General features: G+C 73.1%; 23 protein-coding genes. 8 read left to right on the plus strand and 15 right to left on the minus strand.

Annotated features, from left to right (window positions below; genetic code table 11):
* Window positions 1–4 precede the first annotated feature (4 nt).
* From K1Y72_RS15965 to K1Y72_RS15980, 4 genes are all read left to right on the plus strand, one after another.
* Complete coding sequence (locus K1Y72_RS15965; protein WP_220167114.1) at window positions 5–1,330, plus strand: carotenoid oxygenase family protein; 1,326 nt, start codon at window positions 5–7, stop codon at window positions 1,328–1,330.
* A 77-nt stretch (window positions 1,331–1,407) separates the two neighbouring features.
* Window positions 1,408–2,907, plus strand: coding sequence for an aldehyde dehydrogenase family protein (locus K1Y72_RS15970; protein ID WP_220167115.1), 1,500 nt, complete (start codon window positions 1,408–1,410; stop codon window positions 2,905–2,907).
* Between the two features lie 128 nt (window positions 2,908–3,035).
* The gene (locus K1Y72_RS15975; RefSeq protein ID WP_220167116.1) at window positions 3,036–3,527 is read left to right on the plus strand and encodes a hypothetical protein; all 492 of its coding nucleotides are present in this window, start codon (window positions 3,036–3,038) and stop codon (window positions 3,525–3,527) included.
* 30 nt (window positions 3,528–3,557) lie between these two features.
* Window positions 3,558–4,070, plus strand: coding sequence for a hypothetical protein (locus K1Y72_RS15980; RefSeq protein WP_220167117.1), 513 nt, complete (start codon window positions 3,558–3,560; stop codon window positions 4,068–4,070).
* A gap of 13 nt (window positions 4,071–4,083) precedes the next feature.
* Here the strand turns inward: K1Y72_RS15980 and K1Y72_RS15985 are convergent, their stop codons facing one another.
* Window positions 4,084–4,863 (minus strand): SGNH/GDSL hydrolase family protein, encoded by a 780-nt coding sequence (locus tag K1Y72_RS15985; RefSeq protein WP_220167118.1) that lies wholly within the window; start codon window positions 4,861–4,863, stop codon window positions 4,084–4,086.
* Window positions 4,860–5,291: a hypothetical protein gene (locus K1Y72_RS15990; protein ID WP_220167119.1), complete on the minus strand. Its 432-nt coding sequence runs from the start codon at window positions 5,289–5,291 to the stop codon at window positions 4,860–4,862. The genes K1Y72_RS15985 and K1Y72_RS15990 overlap by 4 nt, the downstream gene beginning before the upstream one ends.
* Window positions 5,292–5,875: 584 nt before the next feature.
* On the opposite strand from K1Y72_RS15990, the gene K1Y72_RS15995 reads away from it, so the two are divergent.
* On the plus strand, window positions 5,876–7,831 hold the full coding sequence (locus tag K1Y72_RS15995) for a hypothetical protein (RefSeq protein WP_220167120.1): 1,956 nt from the start codon (window positions 5,876–5,878) through the stop codon (window positions 7,829–7,831).
* 18 nt (window positions 7,832–7,849) lie between these two features.
* Here the strand turns inward: K1Y72_RS15995 and K1Y72_RS37165 are convergent, their stop codons facing one another.
* Window positions 7,850–9,436: a GMC family oxidoreductase gene (locus K1Y72_RS37165; protein ID WP_220167121.1), complete on the minus strand. Its 1,587-nt coding sequence runs from the start codon at window positions 9,434–9,436 to the stop codon at window positions 7,850–7,852.
* 83 nt (window positions 9,437–9,519) lie between these two features.
* Between K1Y72_RS37165 and K1Y72_RS16005 the strand changes: the two genes are divergently transcribed.
* Both K1Y72_RS16005 and K1Y72_RS16010 read left to right on the plus strand, forming a co-directional pair.
* A complete protein-coding gene (locus K1Y72_RS16005) occupies window positions 9,520–10,113 on the plus strand; it encodes a cob(I)yrinic acid a,c-diamide adenosyltransferase (protein ID WP_220167122.1) in 594 nt (197 codons plus the stop codon).
* A gap of 83 nt (window positions 10,114–10,196) precedes the next feature.
* On the plus strand, window positions 10,197–11,012 hold the full coding sequence (locus K1Y72_RS16010; RefSeq protein ID WP_220167123.1) for a DUF4097 family beta strand repeat-containing protein: 816 nt from the start codon (window positions 10,197–10,199) through the stop codon (window positions 11,010–11,012).
* A 72-nt stretch (window positions 11,013–11,084) separates the two neighbouring features.
* Here the strand turns inward: K1Y72_RS16010 and K1Y72_RS16015 are convergent, their stop codons facing one another.
* A complete protein-coding gene (locus K1Y72_RS16015; protein WP_220167124.1) occupies window positions 11,085–12,596 on the minus strand; it encodes a M28 family peptidase in 1,512 nt (503 codons plus the stop codon).
* 180 nt (window positions 12,597–12,776) lie between these two features.
* On the opposite strand from K1Y72_RS16015, the gene K1Y72_RS16020 reads away from it, so the two are divergent.
* Window positions 12,777–13,649 carry a hypothetical protein gene (locus tag K1Y72_RS16020; RefSeq protein WP_220167125.1) on the plus strand — a complete coding sequence of 291 codons (873 nt, stop codon included), beginning with the start codon at window positions 12,777–12,779 and terminating at the stop codon, window positions 13,647–13,649.
* Window positions 13,650–13,657: 8 nt separating this feature from the next.
* Here the strand turns inward: K1Y72_RS16020 and K1Y72_RS16025 are convergent, their stop codons facing one another.
* The 11 genes from K1Y72_RS16025 to K1Y72_RS16075 form a co-directional block, all read right to left on the minus strand.
* Complete coding sequence (locus K1Y72_RS16025) at window positions 13,658–15,163, minus strand: M28 family peptidase (RefSeq protein ID WP_220167126.1); 1,506 nt, start codon at window positions 15,161–15,163, stop codon at window positions 13,658–13,660.
* A 141-nt stretch (window positions 15,164–15,304) separates the two neighbouring features.
* Window positions 15,305–15,775 carry a DUF2550 domain-containing protein gene (locus K1Y72_RS16030; RefSeq protein WP_220167127.1) on the minus strand — a complete coding sequence of 157 codons (471 nt, stop codon included), beginning with the start codon at window positions 15,773–15,775 and terminating at the stop codon, window positions 15,305–15,307.
* Window positions 15,776–15,785: 10 nt separating this feature from the next.
* Window positions 15,786–16,169, minus strand: a complete 384-nt coding sequence (locus tag K1Y72_RS16035) for a F0F1 ATP synthase subunit epsilon (protein WP_220167128.1) — start codon at window positions 16,167–16,169, stop codon at window positions 15,786–15,788.
* Between the two features lie 71 nt (window positions 16,170–16,240).
* A complete protein-coding gene (atpD, locus tag K1Y72_RS16040; RefSeq protein ID WP_220167129.1) occupies window positions 16,241–17,671 on the minus strand; it encodes a F0F1 ATP synthase subunit beta in 1,431 nt (476 codons plus the stop codon).
* Window positions 17,672–17,673: 2 nt separating this feature from the next.
* Window positions 17,674–18,576 (minus strand): F0F1 ATP synthase subunit gamma, encoded by a 903-nt coding sequence (locus tag K1Y72_RS16045; protein ID WP_220167130.1) that lies wholly within the window; start codon window positions 18,574–18,576, stop codon window positions 17,674–17,676.
* 5 nt (window positions 18,577–18,581) lie between these two features.
* Window positions 18,582–20,216, minus strand: coding sequence for a F0F1 ATP synthase subunit alpha (gene atpA, locus K1Y72_RS16050; protein ID WP_220167131.1), 1,635 nt, complete (start codon window positions 20,214–20,216; stop codon window positions 18,582–18,584).
* Between the two features lie 44 nt (window positions 20,217–20,260).
* Entirely contained in the window at window positions 20,261–21,079 is an 819-nt protein-coding gene (locus K1Y72_RS16055) for a F0F1 ATP synthase subunit delta (RefSeq protein ID WP_220167132.1), read from the minus strand.
* Complete coding sequence (locus tag K1Y72_RS16060; protein ID WP_220167133.1) at window positions 21,076–21,639, minus strand: F0F1 ATP synthase subunit B; 564 nt, start codon at window positions 21,637–21,639, stop codon at window positions 21,076–21,078. The genes K1Y72_RS16055 and K1Y72_RS16060 overlap by 4 nt, the downstream gene beginning before the upstream one ends.
* Before the next feature lie 39 nt (window positions 21,640–21,678).
* Window positions 21,679–21,927, minus strand: coding sequence for an ATP synthase F0 subunit C (gene atpE, locus K1Y72_RS16065; RefSeq protein ID WP_220167134.1), 249 nt, complete (start codon window positions 21,925–21,927; stop codon window positions 21,679–21,681).
* A 75-nt stretch (window positions 21,928–22,002) separates the two neighbouring features.
* Window positions 22,003–22,812: a F0F1 ATP synthase subunit A gene (gene atpB / locus K1Y72_RS16070; protein ID WP_220167135.1), complete on the minus strand. Its 810-nt coding sequence runs from the start codon at window positions 22,810–22,812 to the stop codon at window positions 22,003–22,005.
* A gap of 112 nt (window positions 22,813–22,924) precedes the next feature.
* Entirely contained in the window at window positions 22,925–23,158 is a 234-nt protein-coding gene (locus tag K1Y72_RS16075) for an AtpZ/AtpI family protein (RefSeq protein WP_220167136.1), read from the minus strand.
* Window positions 23,159–23,255 lie beyond the last annotated feature (97 nt).

Consider the following 23,255-nt stretch of genomic DNA (forward strand, 5'->3'; position numbering starts at 1 on the left):
CGCCATGAGCACCGAGACCGCCGGCCCCTGGCTGACCGGCCACCACGCTCCCGTCCCCGACGAGATCGACGCCCACGGGCTGGACGTCACCGGCGCCCTCCCCGCCGAGCTGACCGGCCGCTACTTCCGCAACGGCCCGAACCCGCGCCCCGGCAGGCCGAGCGGCCACTGGTTCACCGGCCCCGGCATGCTGCACGGCCTGCGCCTCCGCGACGGGCGCGCCGAGTGGTACCGCAACCGCTGGGTGCGCACCGCCGAGCGGCCCTTCCTCCGCGGCGACCGCACCGTCGACCTCGCCGCCGTCCCCTCCAACACGCACGTGATCCCGCACGCCGGCCGCATCCTGTCGCTCGTCGAGGTCGGCCTGCCCTACGCGATCTCGCCGGAGCTGGAGACCCTCGGCCCCTGCGACTTCGGCGGCCGCCTGACCACGGCGATGACCGCGCACCCCAAGCGGGACCCGGTCACCGGCGAGCTGCTGTTCTTCGGCTGCGGCTTCACCGCCCCGTTCCTCACCTACCACCGGCTGTCGGCGGCCGGCGAGCTCGTGGAGAGCCGCGCGATCGACGTGCCGGGACCGACGATGACGCACGACTTCGCGATCACCGAGCACCACGTCGTCTGGCTGGACCTGCCGGTGGTGTTCGACCTGGACCTCGCCCTCGCCGGCCGCGGCATGCCCTACCGCTGGGACGACGGCCACGGCGCCCGGATCGGCGTGATGCCGCGCGCCGGCGGGCCCGTCCGCTGGTTCGACGTGGACCCCTGCTACGTCTTCCACACCGGCAACGCCTACGAGGACGCGGCCGGCCGCGTCGTCGTGGACGGCGCCCGCTACGGGCCCGCCGACTTCGCCGGCCAGTGGGCGCGGATCGGCGGCGCCGCCGGGGACGCCGCCACCGCCGCCGCGTCGACCGGCACCGCGCGCCTGCACCGCTGGACGCTCGATCCGGCCACCGGCCGCGCCGCCGAGGAGCCGCTGGACGACCGCGGCGTCGAGTTCCCCACCCACAACGACGACCGCACCGGCCGCCCGCACCGCTACCTCTACACCGTCACCGGGAGCGCCGTCGTCAAGTACGACCTCGCGGCGGGCACCTCGGACGCGCTCGACCTCGGCCCGGACCGCGCCCCCGGCGAGGCGGTGTTCGTCCCCGCCGCGACGGGCGGCGAGGACGCCGGCTGGCTGCTGTCGCTCGTGTCGGACCGGACCGGCGGGCCCGCGGAGCTGCTCGTGCTGGACGCCGGCGACCTGGCGCACCGGGCCACCGTGCACCTGCCGCGGCGCGTCCCGGCCGGATTTCACGGAAGCTGGATACCGGACGCCTAGCCGCAGGAGCGGATTAGAGTGATTTACTAGCCGGTAGCGCCCGCAAGTAGTCACTTACGCCCTTCCCGGAGGTCCTCATGACCGCGGTCACCGAAAGCCCCGCCATCTTCGAGTCGCTCAACCCGGCCACCGGTGAGGTGGTCGCCGAGCACCCCGTCCACGACGAGGCCGCGGTCGCCGAGGCCGTGGAGCGCGCCGCCGGGGCGGCCGCCTGGTGGCGCGCCCTCGGCTGGAAGGAGCGCCGCGTCCGGCTGCTCAACGTCAAGGGCTCGCTCACCCGGTCGCTCAACCGGATGGCCGAGCTCATCCACCAGGAGACCGGCAAGCCGCTGCAGGACGCCCAGCTCGAGACGATCATGGCGATCTCGCACCTGGACTGGGCCGCCCGCAACGCCGAGAAGGTGCTCGGCCCGCGCACCGTGTTCCCCGGCCTGATGTCGATCAACCAGAAGGCGGTGCTGGAGTACCAGCCGCTCGGCGTGGTCGGCGTCATCGGCCCGTGGAACTACCCGATCTTCACCCCGATGGGCTCGATCGCCTACGCCCTCGCGGCCGGCAACGCGGTCGTGTTCAAGCCCTCGGAGTTCACCCCCGGCGTCGGGCTGCTCATCGCCGAGATCGTCGCCGGCGTGGTGCCCGAGCAGCCGGTGCTGCAGGTCGTCACCGGCCTCGGCGAGACCGGCGCCGCGCTCGCGTCCTCCCCCGGCGTCGACAAGATCGCCTTCACCGGGTCGGCGCCGACCGCCCGCCGCGTCATGGCGGCCGCCGCGCGGAACCTCACCCCGATCGTCGCCGAGTGCGGCGGCAAGGACGTCTGCATCGTCGACGCGACCGCCGACCTCGACGCCGCCGCCGACGCCGCGCTCTGGGGCGCCATGTCCAACGCCGGCCAGACCTGCATCGGCGTCGAGCGCGTCTACGTCGTGGACTCGGCCTACGACGCCTTCCTCGGCAAGCTGACCGCCAAGGCCGGCGAGCTGCGGCCGGGCTTCGACCGGGAGGCCGCCTACGGCCCGATCACCATGCCGAAGCAGCTCGACATCATCGAGCGGCACATCAAGGACGCGCTCGACAAGGGCGGCAAGGCCGTCGTCGGCGGCCCCGAGTCGGTCCGCAAGCCCTACGTCGAGCCGGTCGTGCTGACCGACGTGCCCGAGGACTCGGCGGCCGTCCGCGAGGAGACCTTCGGCCCGACGATCACCGTGCACCGGGTCAGGGACCTGGACGAGGCCGTCGACAAGGCCAACCGGACGAGCTACGGCCTCGCCGGCACGATCTTCTCCAAGGACAAGGCCCGCGCGATGGACGCCGCCCGCCGCATCCGCTCGGGCATGACGTCCATCAACGCCTTCGCGGCGTTCGCGATGGTCGCCGCGCTGCCCTTCGGCGGCGTCGGCGAGTCCGGCTTCGGCCGCATCCACGGCGCCGACGGGCTGCGCGAGTTCGCCCGCCCGAAGGCCATCACGCGGCAGCGGTTCGCCTCGATGAACCTCACCTCCTTCGGCCGCAGCGAGAAGGAGATGGCGCGCGTCCTGCAGCTCGTCAACATGCTGCACGGCAAGCGTTACAAGCGCTGACGCCGCCGCGCCCCGGGCGCCCCCGGCCGCCCCGCGCGGCCGGGGGCGCCTTCATGATCACGATCGGGTAGGGTGCCGCGACGGCCGGGACGGACCCGGCCCCGCCGACCCTCCCGGAGCCCGCCCGCATGTCCCCCTACATCGACCGGCTCGCCGAGCGCCTGACCGCCGACGGCTGCGAGGTCGCCCACGAGACCGTGGGCGGCGTCCCCGCCACCGTCGGCTACCGCGCGAACTGGGTGGCGCTCTCCAGGATCCACCTGTTCGTGATGGCGACCCACCTCAACTTCGCCCTCGAAGAGGACATGGCGCGCTTCACCCACGCCGCCAAGGAGCTGGCGAAGCAGCGCAAGGGCGAGCTGCGGGGCCTGCAGTCCGGCGTGGCCGTCATCGCGGTGCTCGTCACCGAGGACGCCGAGGAGCGGGCCAAGGCGCTGGCCCGCCGCCCCTTCGCGCTGGAGCGCGCCGTGCTGGCGCAGCCCGCCCTGGTCAGCCTCGCCGAGCGGCGGGTGCACACCTTCCGCAAGCACCGCGCCCTCGGCGCCCTCCCGAACGCCTACCTGCGCCGCAAGAACCGCCTCTACCTCCCCGACCCCGAGTACCTGCCGGAACCGCGCTAGCCCCGGAGCCCCCCCGCCGGCCCTCCCGCCGTGCCCGCCGCCGTGCCCGCCGCCACGTCGCCCTACATCGACCGGCTCGCCGAGCGCATGTCCGCCGGCGGCTGCGAGGTCACCCGCGCGACGCTGGACGGCCTGCCCGTCACCCTGGGCCACCGGTCCGGCCTCATGCTCGCCGTCAAGATGCACATCCTGGTGGCGGCGGTCCGCCTCCCCCACGTCTACGAGCACGACGTGGCGCGCTTCACGTGGGCGGCCATGGAGGCGGCCAAGCGGCGCAAGGGCTCCCTCCTGGCCCCGACGGGGGTGGCCGTCCTCGCGGTCCTCGTCGTCGACGGCGCCGAGGAGGGTGCCAAGGCGCTCGCCCGGCGCACTCCCTCCGTCGACATCGCCGGAGACGCGCACCCCGTCGTCGTCAGCCAGGACGACCGGCAGGTGCACACCCCTCACCGCCGCCGCCTCGTCGGCGAGGCGACGAACGCCTACACGCGCCGCACGAAGCGCCGGTACCTGCCCGACCCCCGGGACTTTCCGGGACCGCTCTGACCCCGGCGGCCCGTCATGGCGGGGCCGGGGCGGGCGGGTCCGCGGGCAGCGGGCGCTTGGCCTGAGCGGGGATCGCCGGGATGTCGGGGTAGGGGCGCGGGTAGGGGGCGCCGAGGCCGAAGCGGGCCGCGAGGGCGTCGGCGAAGGCCGCGGCGATGCGGACCTCGCCGTTGGGGTTCGGGTGGGTGCCGTCCCAGGTGTGGTCGGCGGCGATGAACTCGGCGGCCGTCTCGGCGACGGTGACGGGCGTGTCCGGGCCGTCCAGCTCGGCGGCCACCCGCCGCAGGCGGGCGTTGCAGCCGGCCACGCGGGCCGCGAACTCCGGCTCCCGCCCCGCCTTGTGGGTGTCGAGGACGGTGCCGAGGACGATCCGCAGCGCGGGCGCGGCGCGGCGCGCGGCGGCGACGAAGGCGCGCAGGTTGGCCTCGAAGTCCGGCGGCTCGACGCCGTACCAGAACAGGTCGTTGATGCCGAGCAGGACGAGCAGGTAAGCGGGCCGGTGCGCGGCCACCTTCGCCTCGATGACGTCCTTCTCGGCCAGGTAGGGGCGGCCCCACTGGGCGTCGTGGTCGCGGTCGAACTCCGGATCGGCGTAGGTGGCGTCGTCGTCGCCGACCTCGGGCGTGCGGATGTCGTCCAGGGTGTCCTTGGGCCCGACCAGGTCGACGTCGGCGCCCTGCTGGCGCAGGTGCTTCCAGAACCGGTAGCGCCACGTCCAGTCGCCGCTGCTGCCGTGGCTGATCGAGTCTCCGACGATCATGATGGCGGTGGCGCCCTCGGGCGGCGTGCTCATGCGGTCGCTCCCCTCTCCAGGGTGTCGGTGGGCGGGCGCCCGGCGGGCCGGGGCCCGGGGCGGTGCCGGCCGGCGCCCGGCTCGTAGGCGCGCAGCACCCGCGCGGGCACCCCGCCGATCCGCACGATGACGTCCGGGCCGAGGTCCAGCCCGGGGACGAGCCCGGCCGCGAGCGTGACCTGCGCGCCGACGAGCGTGTGCGCGCCGATCGAGATCCACGGCTCCCCGTAGAGCGTCGCGGCCGGGAAGGCGATGCGGACCCCCTCGCCGAAGTGCGCGAAACGGTGCCGGCCGGGCGCCCGCGCGGTGACGGCGCCGTAGTCCTGGACACGCTCCCAGGCACCGTGGACGGCGCGCTGGACGGTCCGCCTGGCGGTCCGCCTGGCGGCCCGCTCGGCGCCCTGCCGGAACGCTGCGGAGAGCTGCATGTCAACCACGCTAGGTAGTCGAAGGGCGCTTCCGCATGGCCCGCCCCGCCAGTTCCTAATGCACCTCACGCCACCTAGGCCTCACCTAAGACGTCCTAGGCGGTCCTAAGCCGCCTCAGGCCGCGCGGATAAGGCTTCGTCCCGATGCGGCGACCGGGGCCTTAGGACGAATCTTGAGTCATCGGGTCGAACGGCCCGGACGAGATGAGGAGATTCAGATGATGCGCCCGGAGTTCAGCCAGCAGAGCATCGCCAAGGACCGCGCCCGCCGCCTCCGCGAAGAGGCCGAGCGCGCCCGCCGCGCCGCCAAGGCCCGCAAGCAGTGACCGCCCGCGGTCCACGCCCCGGCCACGACGCCCCCGCCGCCCGGCGGGGGCGTCTTCGTTTTCCCCACAACAGGCATATAAGACGCCATTAAAGGGACGCGGCCGGAAAGGCGCGGGCGATTTCGTGCACTGTCTGGGATGACGCGCGATCTGTCGGACCAGCGCTTATGCTTCTTGTGCCACTATCAGCGAGGAGGTCCGGTGCCCGAGTCCCTTTTGTCACTCGACATACCGCTCGGGCCTTTCCTGGGAAATACGGTGAAGGTGTATCCCGGGCAGGACGGCCGCGTCCACTCCGCCCGCACCTGCCCCGGCCTGCACGAGGACGACGCGCCGCCCGCGCTCGTCCCGCTGGACGCCGCGCTGATCGGCGCGATGTGCGAGAACTGCGCGAAATGGCACCACTGGGCGCGCCCCGACAGCGCCCTCGGGATCTTTCTCTGCGCGCTCACCGGAATGGGCCTGCTGTACGAGCTCGGCGCGCACCTGCCCGGTCCCTCCGACGCGGGCCCCGAGGCCGAGATCGCCGACTGCGAGACCGCCGACGCCGCCGCGCTCCTCGCCGAGGGCGACCGGCCCGCCGAGGACGACGAGAAGCGCTGGCAGTCCTTCAGCGACGCCCGCCGGCTGCGCGACGCCGCGTTCCGCGACTGGCTCCAGGCCGCGACCAGCCTGCACCGCGCGCTCGGCACCGTCGCCGCCTACCCGTGGCTGGAGCCGTGGGCCCGCGAGCGGCTCACGCTGAAGGCGGGCCACGTCGAGGCGCTGCGGACGCGCGCGGGCCGCCTCGTCCGGCCCGGCGCGCTGCTGGAGGCGGCCGCCGCGGGCCTGCTCGACGGCGACGGCTCGCCGCTCTGGGACCGCTGGCAGGACGCCGCGGCCGCCTCCTGGAGCGGCCTGGAGCGCCACGCCGGCCTCGGCCTGGAGGCGGGGGGCGCGCTGTTCCCCGACGCCGGCGTCACCGCCGAGTGGACCGAGCGCGTCCGGGCGCGGGTGGCCGCGCTGCGCACCCGGCCCGAGCGCCTGGTGCTCGCGGCGCTGCCCGCCGGGGACGGGCGCCGCAGCGACCTGCGCCGCACGCTGACCGAGGCCGAGCTGGGCGTGCTCGCCGCCTACACCGTGGAGGCCGACTGGGGCCGCCGCGTCATGCTGCTGCGCGTCCCGTACCTGGTCGCCGAGCACCTGCTCGGGCAGCGCTCGCACCTGGCCTGCACCCCCTACGCGGGCGACGACGCCGGCTTCGCGCCCGCGCTGCCGCCGCCCGGCGAGCGCGACGCGCCGCTGCCCGGCGTGTTCGACGACTCGCCCGTCGCGGCGCGGCGCCCCGTCACGAGCGCGCACCTGCGGGCGCTGCGCGAGGGCGCCGGGCACGACCAGCGCCGCGCCGACCAGCCGCAGGCCGACCAGCTGTACGTCGTGTTCTCCGCCGAGCACGGCGTGGAGGTCCTGCCGACCGCGGCGATCGAGGCGCGCTGCACCACCGGCTGGCAGGGCGTCCTCGTGGCGGGCGCCGCCGACCTCCCCGCCTCGCTGATCGCGCCCTGGGCCGAGCAGCCGCCGCAGCAGGACCTCGGCCCCGGCTGGCAGCTCGGCGCGGCGGCCGGCGAGCAGGAGCTGTTCGACGAGCGCAGCCTGCGCGCCCTCGCGCTCGCCCGCGGCGCCCGCGACCTGCGCGCCCTCGACGACGGCCGGGACGGCGCCGCGCGGGCCGTCCCGCCGCAGGTGTGGCGGGCGCTGCTCGCCCGCGACCGCATGGACCTGCGCCCGTTCGGCGGCGGCATCCCGCTCGGGCTGCTCGCCGACGTGCAGCTCTACACCTCCAACGCCGACCCGCAGGTCCCCGGCAAGGGCCACTCCCCCTACTGCGGGCACCAGCACGACCTGCGGCTCACCCGCGACGACCATCTGCTCACCGTGGCCGAGCTGCTGCGCCGCACCGACCTGGAGTGGTGCCGCAAGTGCGGCGGGTACGCCGTCCGGCGGCTCGCCGCCCCGCAGCTCGCCTACTACCGGGCGGCGCACCGCCTCTACACGATCGCCGAGGAGCTGCGCCGCGACCCGGGCCGCCGCCCGGCCGTCCTCGCCGCCGACCTCGCCTCGCTGGCGAGCTGGGAGCCGCACGCCCCCCACCGGTGGGAGGACCGCGACCGCCGCCAGTGGCTGGAGATCATCCGCGCGCTGGAGGCGCGCCTGGCGCAGCCCCGCCGCCGCTGACCGGCGCGGGCGCCCGCCTCAGCCGTCCGCCGCCGCGAGGGGCGTGTTCCCGCGGATGAGGTCGGCGGCGCGCTCGGCGATCGCGATGGTCGGCGCGTTGGTGTTGCCGCGCGGCACCGCCGGCATCACCGAGGCGTCCACCACCCGCAGCCCCTCGACGCCGCGGACCCGCAGGTCGGTGTCGCAGACCGCGCCGCCGCCGCCCATCGCGCACGTGCTCGTCGGGTGGAACAGCGTCGCGACCTGCGCGCGCACGTACGCGGTCAGCGCCTCGTCGTCGCCGGCCTGCTCGCCCGGCGCCCACTCGCCGCCGCTGAGCGCCGCGAGCGGCCCCGTCGCGGCGATCTCGCGGGCCTGCCGGACGCCGGCGAGCAGGATGTCCAGGTCGGCCTTGGCGGCCAGGTAGGCCGGGTCGATGAGCGGCTTGGCGTGCGGGCTCGCCGAGCGGAGCGTGAGCGCGCCCCGGCTCTCGATCGCGACGGCCGTCACGAACACCGACAGCAGCCGCTCGGACGGCTCGGTGAGGCCCTGGTCGTGGAACGCGGTCGGCAGCACGTGGTACTGCAGGTCGGGGGCGGGCAGCCCGTCGACGGTCCGCGCGAACCCGCCCGCCTCGGCCACGTTGGAGGCGAACGGGCCGCGCTGGAGCGCCTGGTAGAGGGCGAGGTTGCGGGCGCCCGCCAGCTCCCACAGGCTGCGATGGCGCGGCGTCGCGAACATGACGTTGACGTAGGGGTGGTCCTGGAGGCCCTGCCCGACGGGCGCGTCCACCAGCACGTCGAGGCCGTGCTCGCGCAGGTGGTCCGCGGGCCCGACGCCCGACAGCATCAGCAGCTGCGGGCTGTTGACCGAGCCGCCCGCGAGGATCACCTCGGCCCCGGCGCGCGCGACGAGCGGCTCGCCGCGCAGCTCGTAGCGGACGCCGGTCGCGCGGCCGTCCTCGATGAGGACGCCGGTGGCGAGGGCGTCGGTCACCACGGTGAGGTTCGGGCGGTCCAGCGCCGGCCGCAGGTAGCCGGCGGCGGTGGACCAGCGCCGCCCGCGCTTGTGGGTGACCTGGTAGAAGCCGACGCCGTCCTGCTCGGCGCCGTTGAAGTCGTTGTTGGCGGCGAGGCCGTAGGACTTCGCCGACTGCACCCAGGCGCGCGTCAGGGGGTGCTTGTAGCGGAGGTCCTCGACGCGGAGCGGGCCGCCCTCGCCGTGGAAGGGGGACGCGCCGCGCTGCTGGTCCTCGGCGCGGCGGAAGTAGGGCAGCAGGTCGGCGTAGCCCCAGCCGGCGCAGCCGTACGCGTCGCGCCAGGTGTCGTAGTCGTGCCGGTGCCCGCGAATGTAGATCATCGCGTTGGTGGACGAGCTGCCGCCGAGGGTGCGGCCGCGCGGCCAGTACACCCGGCGCCCGTCGGCGTGCTCCTGCGGCGTGGTGGTGTAGTCCCAGTCGAAGGGGCCCTTGATGAGCGAGGCGACCGCGGCCGGGATGTGGATCTCGGGGGCGTCGTCGGGCGGGCCGGCCTCCAGCAGCAGCACCCGCGTCGCGGGGTCCTCGCTCAGCCGGGCGGCGAGCACGCAGCCCGCGCTGCCCGCACCCACGATGATGTAGTCGTACACGGCCGCTCCCTAGGACGGGGCTGGTGGTGGACGGCACCCTACCGAACGAAGTTCTGAACGTGCCCGGCGCTAGGGTGGCGGGCATGGCGAAGGACAGGGACAACCCCGTCGTGCTGTCGCGGATCTACACGCGGACCGGCGACGACGGCACCACCGCGCTCGGCGACATGTCGCGCACCCGCAAGACCGACCCCCGGCTCGCGGCCTACGCCGACGTCGAGGAGGCCAACGCCGCCCTCGGCGCCGCGATCGCCCTCGGCGGCCTGGACGAGGCGGTCGCCGCCCCCCTCCGCCGCGTGCAGAACGAGCTGTTCGACGTCGGCGCCGACCTCTGCGCGCCCGTCGTGCCCGACCCCGAGTACCCGCCGCTCCGCGTCGAGCAGGGCTACATCGACCGGCTGGAGGCCGACTGCGACGCCTTCAACGCGACGCTGGCGCCGCTCCGCAGCTTCATCCTGCCCGGCGGGACGCCCGGCGCCGCGCTGCTGCACGTCGCGCGGACCGTCGTGCGCCGCGCCGAGCGGTCGGCCTGGGCCGCGATCGAGGAGCACGGCGACGCCGTCAACCCGCTGACGGCCGGCTACCTGAACCGGCTGTCGGACCTGGTCTTCATCCTCTGCCGCGTCGCCAACGCCGCGCACGGCGACGTCCTCTGGAAGCCCGGCGGCGACCGCTAGCGGCGCGGGGTGGGGCTAGCCCCACCCCGCGCGGCGGGGCCTCCTCCTGGCCCCGCACCGCCCGGCGCCGCCATCCTGGACCCATGACGGCATCACGGGCACTGGCCATCGGGACGCTCGCGGCGGCGGCCCTCGCGGCGGCGGGCTGCGCCGCCCAGTTCGGCACGCGGCACGGCACCGCCTCCTACACCGTCGCCGGCGCCGTCACCGCCGTCGTGCTGGACGGCGACCAGGACATCGAGATCACCGGCTCGGACGATCCCGGCGTGGCCGTCACCGAGCGGCTGTCCTGGTCCAACGGGCGCAACCGGCCGCGCCCCGAGCACCGGGTGAGCGGCGGGACGCTGCACCTGTCGGCGCGCTGCAAGGGCGCGGTGCTCGGCGGGTCCCGCTGCGGCGTCGCCTACCGCGTCCGGCTGCCGCGCGCGACGGCGCTCCGCGTCCAGGGCGGCGACGGCGACGTCACCGTCACCGGGATGGGCGGCGACCTGCGGCTGGCCTCGGGCAGCGGGGCGGTGCGCGCCCGCGACCTGCGCGCCCGCTCGCTCTACGCCACGGCCGGCGACGGCGACGTGCGCGTGTCGGGGCAGGCCACGGCCGCCGTGCTGCGCACCGGCAGCGGCTCGGTGGTGGCGAGCGCGCTGCGCGCCGGGACGGTCACCGCGCACGCGGGCGACGGCTCGCTGAACCTCTCCTTCGCCGCGCCGCCGGACGGCGTGGACGCCTCCACCGGCAGCGGCCAGGTGCGGATCGCGCTGCCGCAGGCCGCCTACCGGGTCGTCACGCACACCGGCAGCGGCCACGTCGACGTCGACCCGGCCGTCCACCGCGACACCGCGTCCGCCCGGACGATCGCCGTGCGCGCCGGGGACGGCTCGATCCGGATCGAGACCGCCTGACCCGCCCGCCCGTCCCCGGACGCGCGAGGGCCGCGCCCGCCGGAGCGGACGCGGCCCAGATGCCCGCACGGGTCAGCGCAGCAGGTGGCCGCCCTGGTAGGGCGACTGCCGCTTGGCGGCGCGGGCGGCCGCGGCGGCCCGCAGCGCCTCGCCGTTGACCGGCAGCGTCGACTTGGCGAACGTCTGCGTCGCGAACGCGATGCCGTCCACGTTGGTGTCCAGCAGCTTGTAGTCGACGTTCTTCACCGTGTCGCACGCCTGGTGGTAGCAGGGGTCGTAGGCGAGCCCCGCGGTGCCGCCGAAGAGCGCGGCCTCCTCGGCGGTCTTGATGCCCTCGGCGCCGGTGTCGATGCCGCCCGCCGGGATGCCGTTCTCGATGAACGGCCCGTAGTCGGAGCGGCCGTTGAACTCGCTCTCGGCCGTCGGCAGCTTGCGCGCGGCGTAGTAGTCCTTGAAGACCTTCTCGATCGCGCCCGAGCCCGCCGGCGGGTTCGTGCCGGCGCCGGAGGAGTCGTCACCGTCGTACACGCCGCGGATGCCGTTCGGCGAGCCGAGCATGTCGAAGTTCAGGTTCAGCGCGATCTTCGCCTTCTGCGCCGGGGTCAGCGAGGTGACGTAGTAGGTCGAGCCCACCAGGTCGATCTCCTCGGCGCCCCACCAGGCGAACCGGACCTTGTTCTTGATGTTCTTGGCGCCCAGCTTGCCGATCTTCTGGGCGATCGCCAGGATCGACGCCGAGCCGGTGCCGTTGTCGTTGATGCCGGGCCCGGCCGGGACGCTGTCCAGGTGGGCGCCGAGCAGCACGACGTTGTCGGCGCGGCCCGCCTTGGTCTCGGCGATGACGTTCTGGGTCTTGCGGCGCTCGTTGATCGTCTCGGTCTTGACGTGCAGGGTGAGCGTCCCGGCCTGCGAGGCGGCGACGAGCTGCCGGCCGAGCGCGTTCGGCGTGGAGATCGTCGGGACCTTGGTCGGCTTGCCGATGGTGGCGCCGGTGACCGGGCCCTCGACGTCGGGCCGGTTGTAGATGACGACGCCGACCGCGCCCGCGGCCTCGGCGTTGTCGGTCTTCACCGAGAAGTTGCAGTTGCCGCGCTGGACGAGGGCGATCGCGCCCTTCGGGAAGCCGGCGAAGTCCTCGGCCTCGCAGCCGGAGGTGCCGGTCTCGCCCGCCGCCGGCGGGTCGACCGCGACGGCGTTCGCGGTGACCTCGCCGCCCGCCGAGTACTCCATGGTGTTGTAGTCGGTGTCGACGGTGTAGGCCTTCTTCTCCGGCGCGACCTGGTCGAACGCGCCCGGCCCCTGCTGCCGGAAGAAGTCGAAGTCGAACGGCTGGACCGTCGGCTTGTAGCCGGCCTTCTTCAGCTGGCTGACGACGTACTTGGTGGAGATCTCGTAGCCGGGGGTGCCGGCGGCGCGGGTCCCGCCGTTGTAGGTGGCGATCTTCTGCAGGGCGTCCAGGTGGGTCCGGACGTCCTTCAGGGTGACCAGCTTGGCGAGGTCGGGCTTCGCCGCGGCCTGCGCCTGCGGGATCGTGCCGAGGGACGCGGTCAGCGCCACTGCGGCCCCGATGGCGAGCTTTCGCACGTTCGCTCCTGGGGGTGGAGGGAGGCGGATCGGTTGCTGATCATCACCCGGGCCGCAGACGTCCACAAGACCCCGTTACGTCCCGTCGCCGGATCGAGACCTGCGGTCACCCGGACCGCAACAGAACGCCCGGATCCGGTCGGGAGGTCTAGAGTGCAGCTGTCCCGACCGAGGAGCGTCATGAGCCAGCCCCCCGTGCCTCCGGGCCACTACGGGCCTCCCCCGCCGAATCCCTACCGCCCGCAGGGACACCCGCCGCAGCCGCCGCAGCACTACCCGCCGCAGCACCACCAGCCGCCGCCGCATTACGCACCTCAGCCGGGCCACCCGCCGCAGCAGTACTACCAGCAGCAGCCCCCGCCGCCGCCGGGCTACCCCCCGCAGCCCTATCCGCAGCAACAGCAGCCGTACCCGCAGCAACAGCCGTATCCGCCCCAGCAGCAGCAGGCCGCGGACCTGTACGCCGAGCCCGTCCTGGTCTACGACCAGCCGCAGCAGTTCTTCTCGGTCGAGGCCAACTACACGATCTGGTCACCCGACGGGCGGCCCGCCGCCTACGTCCGCGAGACGGGCGTGAGCGGCGCCCGCAAGGCGCTGCGCGTCATCGACCAGGGCAGCCAGAACCGCGCCGAGCGCAGGCTCACCATCATGCGGCCCGACGGCACGCCGCTGTTCCTGTTCTACAAGCCCTTCGGCATGGTCGGCACGCCCGTCATGCACGTCCTCACCCCGCAGAACCAGCCGATCGGCTACCTGCGCAAGCGCGCGCTGCGCGGGTGGGAGGTGCTGGACCCCTACCAGCGGCAGATGGGCTATTACGACATGTACGGCGGGCGCATCGCCGACGCCCAGCAGAACGTCCTCGCGTCGATGCGCCGCGCCGCGAACAGCGGCGGCGAGCTGCTGGCCCAGATGTTCACCGGCTCGGACCGCTACCTGCTCCAGCAGCACGCCCCGCTCGCCGAGCCCTGGCACACGCTCGTCCTGGCCTGCCCGCTCGCCTACGACACCGGCGTGTCCCAGAACCGCAGCCTCGGCGGCCTGTTCTTCTGACCCGTCCCTCAGCGGACGCGCTGACCGCCCAGGAACTCCGCCGGCGCCGGCGCGGCGGGGACGCGGCGGCGCTCCGCCGGGTCGTCGCCGTTCACCGGCAGCGTGGACTCCGCGAGCGTCCGGATCGCGTGGGCGACGCCGTCCACGTTGGTGTCCAGCAGCTCCGCGCGGACGTTCCCCACGGTGTCGCAGGCGCGGTGGTAGCAGGCGTCGTAGGGCTTCCCGGCCGTCCCGCCGAAGATCTGCGCCTCCTTGGCCGTCTTCAGCTTCTCGGCGCCGGTGTCCATGCCGCCCGCCGGGATGCCGGCCTCGATGAACGGCCCGTAGTCCGAGCGGCCGTCGAACTCCGACCGGGCGGTCGGCAGGCCCCGCGAGGCGAAGTAGTCGGTGAACACCTTCTGGATCGCGGCCGAGCCCGCGGGCGTCCCCTTCGCCGACCCGTCGTAGACGCCGCGGACGCCGTTCGGGGAGCCCAGCATGTCGAAGTTCAGGTCGAGCGCGATCCGCGCCTTCTGCTCGGGAGTCAGCGACTTCACGTAGTGGGACGAGCCGCGCAGGCCCTCCTCCTCGGCGTCCCACCAGGCGAACCGCACCTTGTTGCGGACCCCCAGCGGCCCGAGGCCGTCCAGGTCCTCGGCGATCGCGAGGAGCGCCGCCGCGCCGGTGCCGTTGTCGTTGATGCCCGGCCCCTCCGGGACGCTGTCCAGGTGCGCGCCCGCCACCACCACGTTGTCTTCCCGGCCGCCGGGGGTGTCGGCGATGACGTTGGCGCCGCGCCGCTTCGTGGTGGAGGTCGCCGTCCGGACGTGCAGGACGGCGCGCCCGCCGCGCGCCACCAGGCTCCGGCCGATCGCGAGGGTGGTGCCGACGACGGGCATCGCCACCGGCGTGACGAGCGAGCCCGCCACGAGCTTCTCGGGGGCGCCGGGCCGCTGGTAGATGACGGCCGCCGCGGCGCCCGCGGCGCGCGCGTTCGCGGCCTTCACCCCGAACGGGCAGGCGCCGCGCTGCATCACCGCGATCGTCCCCTTCGGGAACCGCGCGAAGTCGGACTTCTGGCAGCCGGACGTGCCGGCCGCGCCCTCGGCCGGGACGTCCACCGGCACCGCGCGCGCCGTCACGTTCCCCGAACCCGAGTAGAGGTAGGAGCTGAAATCTCTCCCGGCCTTGTAGGCCTTCTTCTTGCCGGGCGCCTTCCGCTCCAGGACGGGCTTGCGCTTCTGCTCCCAGAAGTCGAAGCCGAAGCGCTGGACGACGGGCTCGTACCCCGCCCGCCGCAGCCGCCCCACCACGTACTTGACGGACACCTCGCCGCCGGGGCTGCCCGACGCGCGGTTCCCGCCGTTGGCCCGGGCGATCGCCTCCAGGTTCTCCAGGTGCCGGCGGACGTCGCCGGGCGCCACCAGCCGGGCGCGGGCGGTCCGGGCGGACGCCGGGGCGGCGAGGACGAGCGCCGAGGCGGCCAGCACCGCGGCGCCGCCGAGCGCGGTCGCCCGCGAAACGGTCTTCGGCACAGAGAACTCCCAGGTCGGAGCGGGGGGACGTCCCGCATCCTCGCGCCCGGGAGAGATCGGCTCAAGGACCGTGGGCGCCGTGCCGCGCTCCCGCGCGGGAATCTTCCCGGCGCTCCGGGAGGGAACGGGCGGACCGCCGGGTCACTCGCCGTCCGGGGGGAGGTCCACCTCCACCGGGAACCCCGGCGGCGCGGCCTCCAGCCACGACAGGAACCCGGTGAGGGCCGCCGCGCTCATCGCCAGCTCCAGCCGGCGGTCGCCGTCGCGGACCTCCAGCACGGTGACGTCCGGGAGCAGCCCCTCGGCCTCGGCGGCCGCCGGCTCGCGGCGGCCGGACACGACGAGGCCCCGGCGGTGGATCACCTGCCGGGGCCTTCTGCGGAAGCCGAAGACGCGATGCCAGTTCAGCACGTCGCCCTTGTAGCGGCCGATGCCGAGCCGCCACGCGCCGGCCGCGCCGTCCGCGCCGAGCGGCCGCAGGCTGCACTCGACCGCGCCGCCGCCGCGCACGAACAGCCAGCGCCGGAGCGCCATCGCCGCGAACACCGCCGCGGCCAGCAGGACGACGGCGGCGAGCACCCCGCCCACGTCCAGTGCCAGGTGCTCGCCCACAGCGCGCCGGTCAGCCCTCGGCGCCCGCGGCGCGCAGCCGCGCCCGCGCCCGCCGCTCGGCGGTGCTGTCGTCGCCGGCCGACAGCGCGGCCTGCAGGGCCTCGCGGGCGTCCTCGACGTCCACCTCGGTGCCGAGCTCGGCCTGCTCGGCGAGCACCGACACCTCGTCGCCGGCGATCGAGAAGAACCCGCTGCCGACCGCCGCGGTGATCCAGTCGCCGCCGTCGGCGGGCTCGATCTTCACCACGCTGCCGTCGAGGAGGACGCCGAGCACGGGGGCGTGGCCCGGCAGGATGCCGAGCTGGCCCTCGATGGTCTGGGCGACCACCATCTTGGCCTCACCGGTCCAGATCTCGCGCTCCGGCGAGACCAGCCCGACCTTCAGGGTTGCCACGTTCACATCCTCCGATACTGGAGCGGACCGGCGGGCCGCCCCCGGGGAGGGGCCGGCCCGCCGGAGCGGGACTACTTCTCCAGCTCCTTGGCCTTCTTCTCGACGTCCTCGATGCCGCCGCACATGAAGAACGCCTGCTCGGGCAGGTGGTCGTACTTGCCCTCGGCGATGCCCTTGAACGAGGCGATCGTCTCGTCCAGCGGCACGGTGACACCGGGCTGGCCGGTGAACTGCTCGGCCACGTACATCGGGTGCGACAGGAAGCGCTCCACGCGCCGCGCCCGCTGGACGGTGACCTTGTCCTCCTCGGAGAGCTCGTCGATGCCGAGGATCGCGATGATGTCCTGCAGCTCCTTGTACTTCTGCAGGATGCGCTTCACCTCCTGCGCGACGCTGTAGTGCTCCTGGCCGAGGATCTGCGGGTCCATGATCTGGGAGGAGGAGTCCAGCGGGTCCACCGCCGGGAAGATGCCCTTCTCCGAGATCGCCCGCGACAGCACGGTCCGCGCGTCGAGGTGCGCGAACGTGGTGTGCGGCGCCGGGTCGGTGATGTCGTCCGCCGGGACGTAGATCGCCTGCATGGAGGTGATCGAGTGGCCGCGGGTCGAGGTGATGCGCTCCTGGAGGACGCCCATCTCGTCGGCCAGGGTGGGCTGGTAGCCCACCGCGGACGGCATGCGGCCGAGCAGCGTCGACACCTCGGAACCGGCCTGGGTGAAGCGGAAGATGTTGTCGATGAACAGCATCACGTCCTGCTTCTGGACGTCCCGGAAGTACTCCGCCATGGTCAGCGCCGACAGCGCGACCCGCAGGCGGGTGCCCGGCGGCTCGTCCATCTGGCCGAACACCAGGGCGGTGTCCTTGAGGACGTCCGCCTCGTCCATCTCCACCCAGAGGTCGTTGCCCTCGCGGGTGCGCTCGCCGACGCCGGCGAAGCAGGACGTGCCGCCGAAGTTGCGGGCGACGCGGCGGATCATCTCCTGGATGAGGACGGTCTTGCCCACGCCCGCGCCGCCGAACAGGCCGATCTTGCCGCCCTTGACGTACGGGGACAGCAGGTCGATGACCTTGATGCCGGTCTCCAGCATCTCGGTGCGCGACTCCAGCTGGTCGAACGGCGGCGCCGAGCGGTGGATGCCCCAGCGCTCGGTGACCTCCAGGGAGGCCGTCGGCACGTCCAGCGACTGGCCGAGGGCGTTCCACACGTGGCCCTTGGTGACGTCGCCGACCGGCACCGAGATCGGCGCGCCCGAGTCGGTCACCGCGGCGCCGCGGACCATGCCGTCCGTCGGCTGCATCGAGATGGCGCGGACCATGTTGTCGCCCAGGTGCTGGGCGACCTCCAGGGTCAGCGTCTTGGTCTCGTCGCCCAGCGTGACGTCCACGTTGAGCGCGTTGTAGATCTCCGGGATGCCCTCGGCGGGGAACTCCACGTCGACGACCGGGCCGATGACCCGGGCGACGCGCCCGGTGGCCGTCGCCGTCTCTACCTGAGCAGTCATACTCACTCCCCGCCAGAATCGGCGAGCGCGTCAGCGCCACCGACGATCTCGCTGATTTCCTGGGTGATCGCGGCCTGCCGCACCTGGTTCATCTGGCGCGTGTAGACCCCGATCAGGTCATTGGCATTGTCGGTCGCCGACTTCATCGCACGGCGCCGGGCGGCGTGCTCGGAGGCGGCCGACTGCAGCATCATGTGGAAGATGCGGCTCTCGATGTAGTTCGGCAGCAGCAGGTCGAGCGCCGCCTGCGCGGTCGGCTCGAACTCGTACGCCGGCAGGACGCCCTGGGCCTCCGACCGCTCCGCCTCGCTGATCTCCAGCGGGACGAGGCGGCGGACCTGGACGACCTGGCTCAGCATCGTCTGGAACTCGGTGTAGACCACGTGGATCTCACCGACGCCGCCCTGCTCGTCGGTCTTCAGGAAGTCCTCGGTCAGGCGGCGCCCGACCCGCTCCGCCGAGGCGAAGTCGGGGCGGTCGCTGAAGCCCTTCCACGAGTCGGCGAACTCGCGGTCGCGGAAGCTGTACCAGGTGACGGCCTTGTTGCCGACCAGGTACGGGACGGGCTCGCGGCCCTTCTCCCGCAGCCGCGCGATGAGCGCCTCGGCCTCGCGGATGACGTTGGCGTTGTAGCCGCCGCAGAACCCGCGGTCGCTGGTGATGACCAGGACCGCGGACCGCTTGTCCTCCGGCTGCTCGTTCAGCAGCGGGTGGTCGATGCCGACGTGGTGGCTGACCAGCGCGGTGAGGGCCGCGGTGATCTGGTCGGCGTACGGCTTGGACGCCGCGACCGCCTGCTGGGCCTTGACGATGCGCGAGGTCGCGATCATCTCCTGGGCGCGCGTGATCTTGGCGGTCGAGGCGACCGACCGGATCTGCTGCCGCAGTTGGCGGAGCTGGGCCATGGTCGTCAGTCCTTCTTGACGCGGGTGATCGTCTCCTGCTCGACCGCCTCGTCGTCGATCGCCTCGACCGACTCCTCACCCAGCAGGTTGCCCTCGGAGGTCTCGAAGCCCTTCTTGAACTCGGTGATCGAGTCCTTGAGGGTGGTGAGGCCGTCGTCGGACAGCTTGCCCGTCTCGCGGATGCCGGTGAGCACCGCCGAGTTGGTGCGGTCGAGGTGGTCGAGGAACTCGTTCTCGAAGCGGCGGATGTCCTCCACCGGGACGTCGTCGAGCTCGCCGGACGTGCCCGCCCAGACCGAGACGACCTCCTTCTCGACCGGGAACGGCGAGCCCTGCGGCTGCTTGAGCAGCTCGACGAGGCGGGCGCCGCGGTCCAGCTGGGCGCGCGAGGCGGCGTCCAGGTCGGAGGCGAAGGCCGCGAAGGCCTCCAGGTCGCGGTACTGCGACAGGGCGAGGCGGAGCGTGCCCGACACCGACTTCATGGCCTTGATCTGGGCCGAGCCGCCGACGCGGGACACCGAGATGCCGACGTTGATCGCCGGCCGGACGCCCTGGTTGAACAGGTCGGTCTCCAGGAAGCACTGGCCGTCGGTGATCGAGATGACGTTGGTCGGGATGAACGCCGACACGTCGTTGCCCTTGGTCTCGATGATCGGCAGGCCGGTCATCGAGCCCGCGCCGAGGTCGTCCGACAGCTTCGCGCAGCGCTCCAGCAGGCGCGAGTGCAGGTAGAACACGTCGCCGGGGTAGGCCTCGCGGCCCGGCGGGCGGCGCAGCAGCAGCGAGACCGCGCGGTAGGCGTCGGCCTGCTTCGACAGGTCGTCGAAGACGATCAGGACGTGCTTGCCCTGGTACATCCAGTGCTGGCCGATCGCCGACCCGGTGTAGGGGGCGATGTACTTGAAGCCGGCCGGCTCGGACGCCGGCGCCGCCACGATCGTGGTGTACTCCAGCGCGCCGGCCTCCTCGAGGCGGCGGCGCACGTTGGCGATCGTGGAGCCCTTCTGGCCGATCGCGACGTAGATGCAGCGGACCTGCTTCTTCTCGTCGCCCGACTCCCAGGCTTCCTTCTGGTTGATGATGGTGTCCAGGCAGACCGTGGACTTGCCGGTCTGCCGGTCACCGATGATCAGCTGCCGCTGGCCGCGGCCGATCGGCGTCATCGCGTCGATGGCCTTGATGCCGGTCTGCAGCGGCTCGCCGACCGACTGGCGCTGCACGACGGTCGGAGCCTGCAGCTCCAGCGCGCGGCGCTCGGTCGACTCGATCGGGCCCTTGCCGTCCAGGGGGTTGCCGAGGGCGTCGACCACGCGGCCGAGGAAGGCGTCGCCGACCGGCGCCGACAGGACCTCGCCGGTGCGGCGGACCTTCTGCCCTTCCTCGATCTTGCTGAAGTCCCCCAGGACAACGGCGCCGATCTCGCGGACGTCCAGGTTCAGAGCCAGGCCACGGGTGCCGTCCTCGAATTCGAGGAGTTCGTTGGCCATCGCGGAGGGCAGGCCCTCGATGTGCGCGATGCCGTCGCCGGAATCGACGACGGTGCCGACCTCTTCGCGCGCGGCGGCCTCGGGCTCGTACGACTGGACGAAGCGCTCCAGCGCGTTCCGGATCTCATCCGGACGGATCGTCAGCTCCGCCATGATTCCTCTCTTGCTCCCATTAGGGGTCCGCTCCGCAGCTTGGTTCAGCTTGCGAGCCGCCGGCGGACCTCGTCCAGCCGCCCGGCGATGGTGCCGTCGATGATCTCGTCCCCGATCTGGATGGACAGGCCGCCCACCGTCTCGGGGTCGATCTCGATGTTCAGGTGTACTTGGTGGCCGTAGGCGCGTTCGAGCACCGCCGCCAGGCGGGTGCGCTGCTCGGCCGACAGGTCGGCCGGCGTGCGCACCAGCGCCACGAGGCGCTGCCGGCGCTGCGCGACGAGCCTGCCGTATTCGGCGAGGCCGCCTTCCAGGCTACGTCCTCGCGGGCGCAGCACCAGTTCGCTCACGAGCGTCTTCGCCGCCGGCGTGACCCGGCCGTCCAGCAGGGCGTCCAGGACGCCCTGCTTGCGGTCGGCGGGCAGCGCGGGTCCGGCGAGGGCGCCGCGCAGCTCCGGGGAGCCGTCGACGACGCGGGAGAACCGGAACAGCTCGTCCTCCAGGTCGTCGAGGTTCCCGGCCGCCTCGGCGCGGGCGGACTCGGCGGAGACCGCGAGGGTCTCCACCCCGTCCGACAGCTCCGACGGCTTGGACCAGCGCAGCCGGACGACGTCGGCGACCAGCTCGAGAGCGGCCGGCGAGACCTTGCCGTCCAGCAGCGCCCGCATGAGCCGCGCCTTGTCGGCGCCGTCGCGGGACGGGTCGGCCAGGGCGCGGCGCAGGCCGTGCTCACGGTCGATCAGCTGCAGCACCGCGAACAGGTCGGCGCCGAGCGCGTCCAGGTCGGCCGACGGGAGGACCGCCTCCAGCCGCTCCTTGGACTCGGCCAGCGACGCCCTGCTCACCGCTCCGGTGACGGTCATGAGGTGATCTGCTCCTGGCTGCGGGCACGGCCCTCCAGCTCCTCCAGGAACCGGTCGACCACGCGGCTCTGCCGGGCGCTGTCGTCCAGGGACTCGCCGACGACGCGGCTCGCCAGGTCGACCGAGAGGGCGCCGATCTCGCCGCGCAGCGAGCTGACCGCCTGCTGGCGGTCGGCCTCGATCTGCGCGTGCGCCGCGTCGATGATGCGGCGGGCCTCGGCCTGCGCCTGCTCCTTCATCTCCGCGATGATCTGGGAACCCTGCTCGCGGGCCTCCTCGCGCATGCGGGACGCCTCGTGCCGGGCCTCGGCCAGCTTGGCCTGGTACTGCTCCAGGGTGGCCTTGGCCTCCTTCTGCGCCTCGGCCGCCCGCTCCAGGCCGCCCTCGATCTCGTTCGACCGCTCTTCCAGGGTCTGCTTGATCTTCGGGACGAAGAGCTTGCCGACCAGGAACAGCACGATGAAGAACGCGATCGAGCCGACGACCAGCTCGGCGTTGTCGGGAAGCAGCGGGTTGGAATCCTCTTCGGCCGCCAGGGTGGTGGCCAGGAGGTTGATCATGAGGGTTTCCGCCTTCCTGTCAGTGGTAGCAGGGGCGGTTTACTTGTGCACGAAGGGCACGACGAAACCGATGAGGGCGAGCGCCTCGGTGAGCGCGAAGCCCAGCAGCATGTTCTGGCGGATGACGTTGGTCAGCTCCGGCTGGCGGGCGATGGCCTGCACGCCCTGGCCGAAGATGATGCCCACGCCGATGCCCGGGCCGATGGCGGCCAGACCGTACGCGACGGCACCGAGGCTGCCGGAGACCGAGTCGGCGGCGGCGAGGACGTTGGCGGCTTCAGCGAGCATGTGCTCTTTCCTTTTCAGTCGACCGGCGGGGAGTTCCGCCCGCCGGCGGGCTTGGGTTGCGGGTGTTGGTACCGGTCAGTGGTCAGGGTGCAGGGCGCCGCCGATGTAGGAGGCGGCGAGCAGGGTGAAGATGAACGCCTGCAGGCTCTGCACGAAGATCTCGAACGCGGTCATGACGATCGTCATGAGGAAGCCGACGACGCCGACACCCGCTCCGAGGACGGTCAGCTTCTCCACCAGGAACCACCAGGCCACGGTGGAGAAGAAGGCGAGCAGGAGGTGCCCGGCGAACATGTTCGCGAACAGTCGCACGGCGTGCGTGAACGGTCGCAGGATGATGTTCGAGAGCAGCTCGATGGGGGCGAGGATGAGGTACAGGGGCTTGGGGAGGCCGGGGGGGAACATCATGTTCTTGAAGTAGCCGACCAGGCCCTGGTGCTTGACGCTGAGGAACAGCATGATCACGTACACCGTGATCGCCAGCACGATCGCGAAGGCGATGTGCGAGGGCGCCGGCAGCTGCAGCACCGGAATGACGCCGGACAGGTTCATGAACAGCACGAAGAAGAACGTGGCGAACAGGAAGCCCATCCACTTGTCGCCGTCCTTGCCGATCATCGGCCGGGCGATCTGGTCGCGCACGAACAGGTAGCCGACCTCGCCGATGTTCTGGATGCCCTTCGGCACCAGCTTCGGCGAGCGGAACGCGCGCCAGGCGAACAGGACGGTGACGAGGGCGGACAGCGCGACGATGAGGACCGGCTTGGTCAGCCAGTCCAGCCAGGACGGGCCGTCCGGGAACAGCGGTCCCCAGTCGAAGATGTGCAGGCCCGGTGCCTCGAACTCTTCTCCGCCCCCAGAGGCGAGGAGATGCGGCGCGCTCACGCGGCGGTCCCTTCGTCAGCGACTGTGCAGGCCAGTCGTCGGTACGTCGTGTGCGGGCCCGGGGGCCGCGGTTTATCGGAAAGGTCGGCGTAGGTCCGCCCCGCCGGCGCGCTCAGCGGCCGTAGCGGTGGTAGACCAGGAAGATCGCTAGAGCAAGGCCCACCAGGATCCCGATGGGGAACAGCGCCGAGGTGCCCAGCCAGTGGTCCAGGAGCCACCCGAGTCCGCCGTAGACCGCCATTCCGCTGAGAATGTAGCTGGGAATGGACCAGGCGGCGTTGGTGAATGCCTCGTGACTCGACGTCTCGTCGGCTCCGGGACCGGGCTCGGGCTCCTCCTCGCTCATCGCAGGACGGACCATAGCAGGCCACCTCCCCGATGGTCATATTGGAGTAGTCCAATTCCGCCATGCCTTTGCGGCCGCCGCGGCCGTCGCCTGATCC

Origin of the sequence: Actinomadura parmotrematis (genome assembly GCF_019458805.1) — a bacterium.
GTDB classification, from domain to species: Bacteria; Actinomycetota; Actinomycetes; order Streptosporangiales; family Streptosporangiaceae; genus Spirillospora; species Spirillospora parmotrematis.

What these genes read in the sequence shown, in the direction of transcription:
- K1Y72_RS15965 (WP_220167114.1), top strand. Translation starts at nt 5, where the DNA reads ATGAGCACCGAGACCGCCGGCCCCTGGCTGACCGGCCACCACGCTCCC.
- K1Y72_RS15970 (WP_220167115.1), top strand. Translation starts at nt 1,408, where the DNA reads ATGACCGCGGTCACCGAAAGCCCCGCCATCTTCGAGTCGCTCAACCCG.
- K1Y72_RS15975 (WP_220167116.1), top strand. Translation starts at nt 3,036, where the DNA reads ATGTCCCCCTACATCGACCGGCTCGCCGAGCGCCTGACCGCCGACGGC.
- K1Y72_RS15985 (WP_220167118.1), bottom strand. Translation starts at nt 4,863, where the DNA reads ATGAGCACGCCGCCCGAGGGCGCCACCGCCATCATGATCGTCGGAGAC.
- K1Y72_RS15990 (WP_220167119.1), bottom strand. Translation starts at nt 5,291, where the DNA reads ATGCAGCTCTCCGCAGCGTTCCGGCAGGGCGCCGAGCGGGCCGCCAGG.
- K1Y72_RS16005 (WP_220167122.1), top strand. Translation starts at nt 9,520, where the DNA reads ATGGCGAAGGACAGGGACAACCCCGTCGTGCTGTCGCGGATCTACACG.
- K1Y72_RS16010 (WP_220167123.1), top strand. Translation starts at nt 10,197, where the DNA reads ATGACGGCATCACGGGCACTGGCCATCGGGACGCTCGCGGCGGCGGCC.
- K1Y72_RS16020 (WP_220167125.1), top strand. Translation starts at nt 12,777, where the DNA reads ATGAGCCAGCCCCCCGTGCCTCCGGGCCACTACGGGCCTCCCCCGCCG.
- atpD (WP_220167129.1), bottom strand. Translation starts at nt 17,671, where the DNA reads ATGACTGCTCAGGTAGAGACGGCGACGGCCACCGGGCGCGTCGCCCGG.
- K1Y72_RS16045 (WP_220167130.1), bottom strand. Translation starts at nt 18,576, where the DNA reads ATGGCCCAGCTCCGCCAACTGCGGCAGCAGATCCGGTCGGTCGCCTCG.
- atpA (WP_220167131.1), bottom strand. Translation starts at nt 20,216, where the DNA reads ATGGCGGAGCTGACGATCCGTCCGGATGAGATCCGGAACGCGCTGGAG.
- K1Y72_RS16055 (WP_220167132.1), bottom strand. Translation starts at nt 21,079, where the DNA reads ATGACCGTCACCGGAGCGGTGAGCAGGGCGTCGCTGGCCGAGTCCAAG.
- K1Y72_RS16060 (WP_220167133.1), bottom strand. Translation starts at nt 21,639, where the DNA reads ATGATCAACCTCCTGGCCACCACCCTGGCGGCCGAAGAGGATTCCAAC.
- atpE (WP_220167134.1), bottom strand. Translation starts at nt 21,927, where the DNA reads ATGCTCGCTGAAGCCGCCAACGTCCTCGCCGCCGCCGACTCGGTCTCC.
- K1Y72_RS16075 (WP_220167136.1), bottom strand. Translation starts at nt 23,158, where the DNA reads ATGAGCGAGGAGGAGCCCGAGCCCGGTCCCGGAGCCGACGAGACGTCG.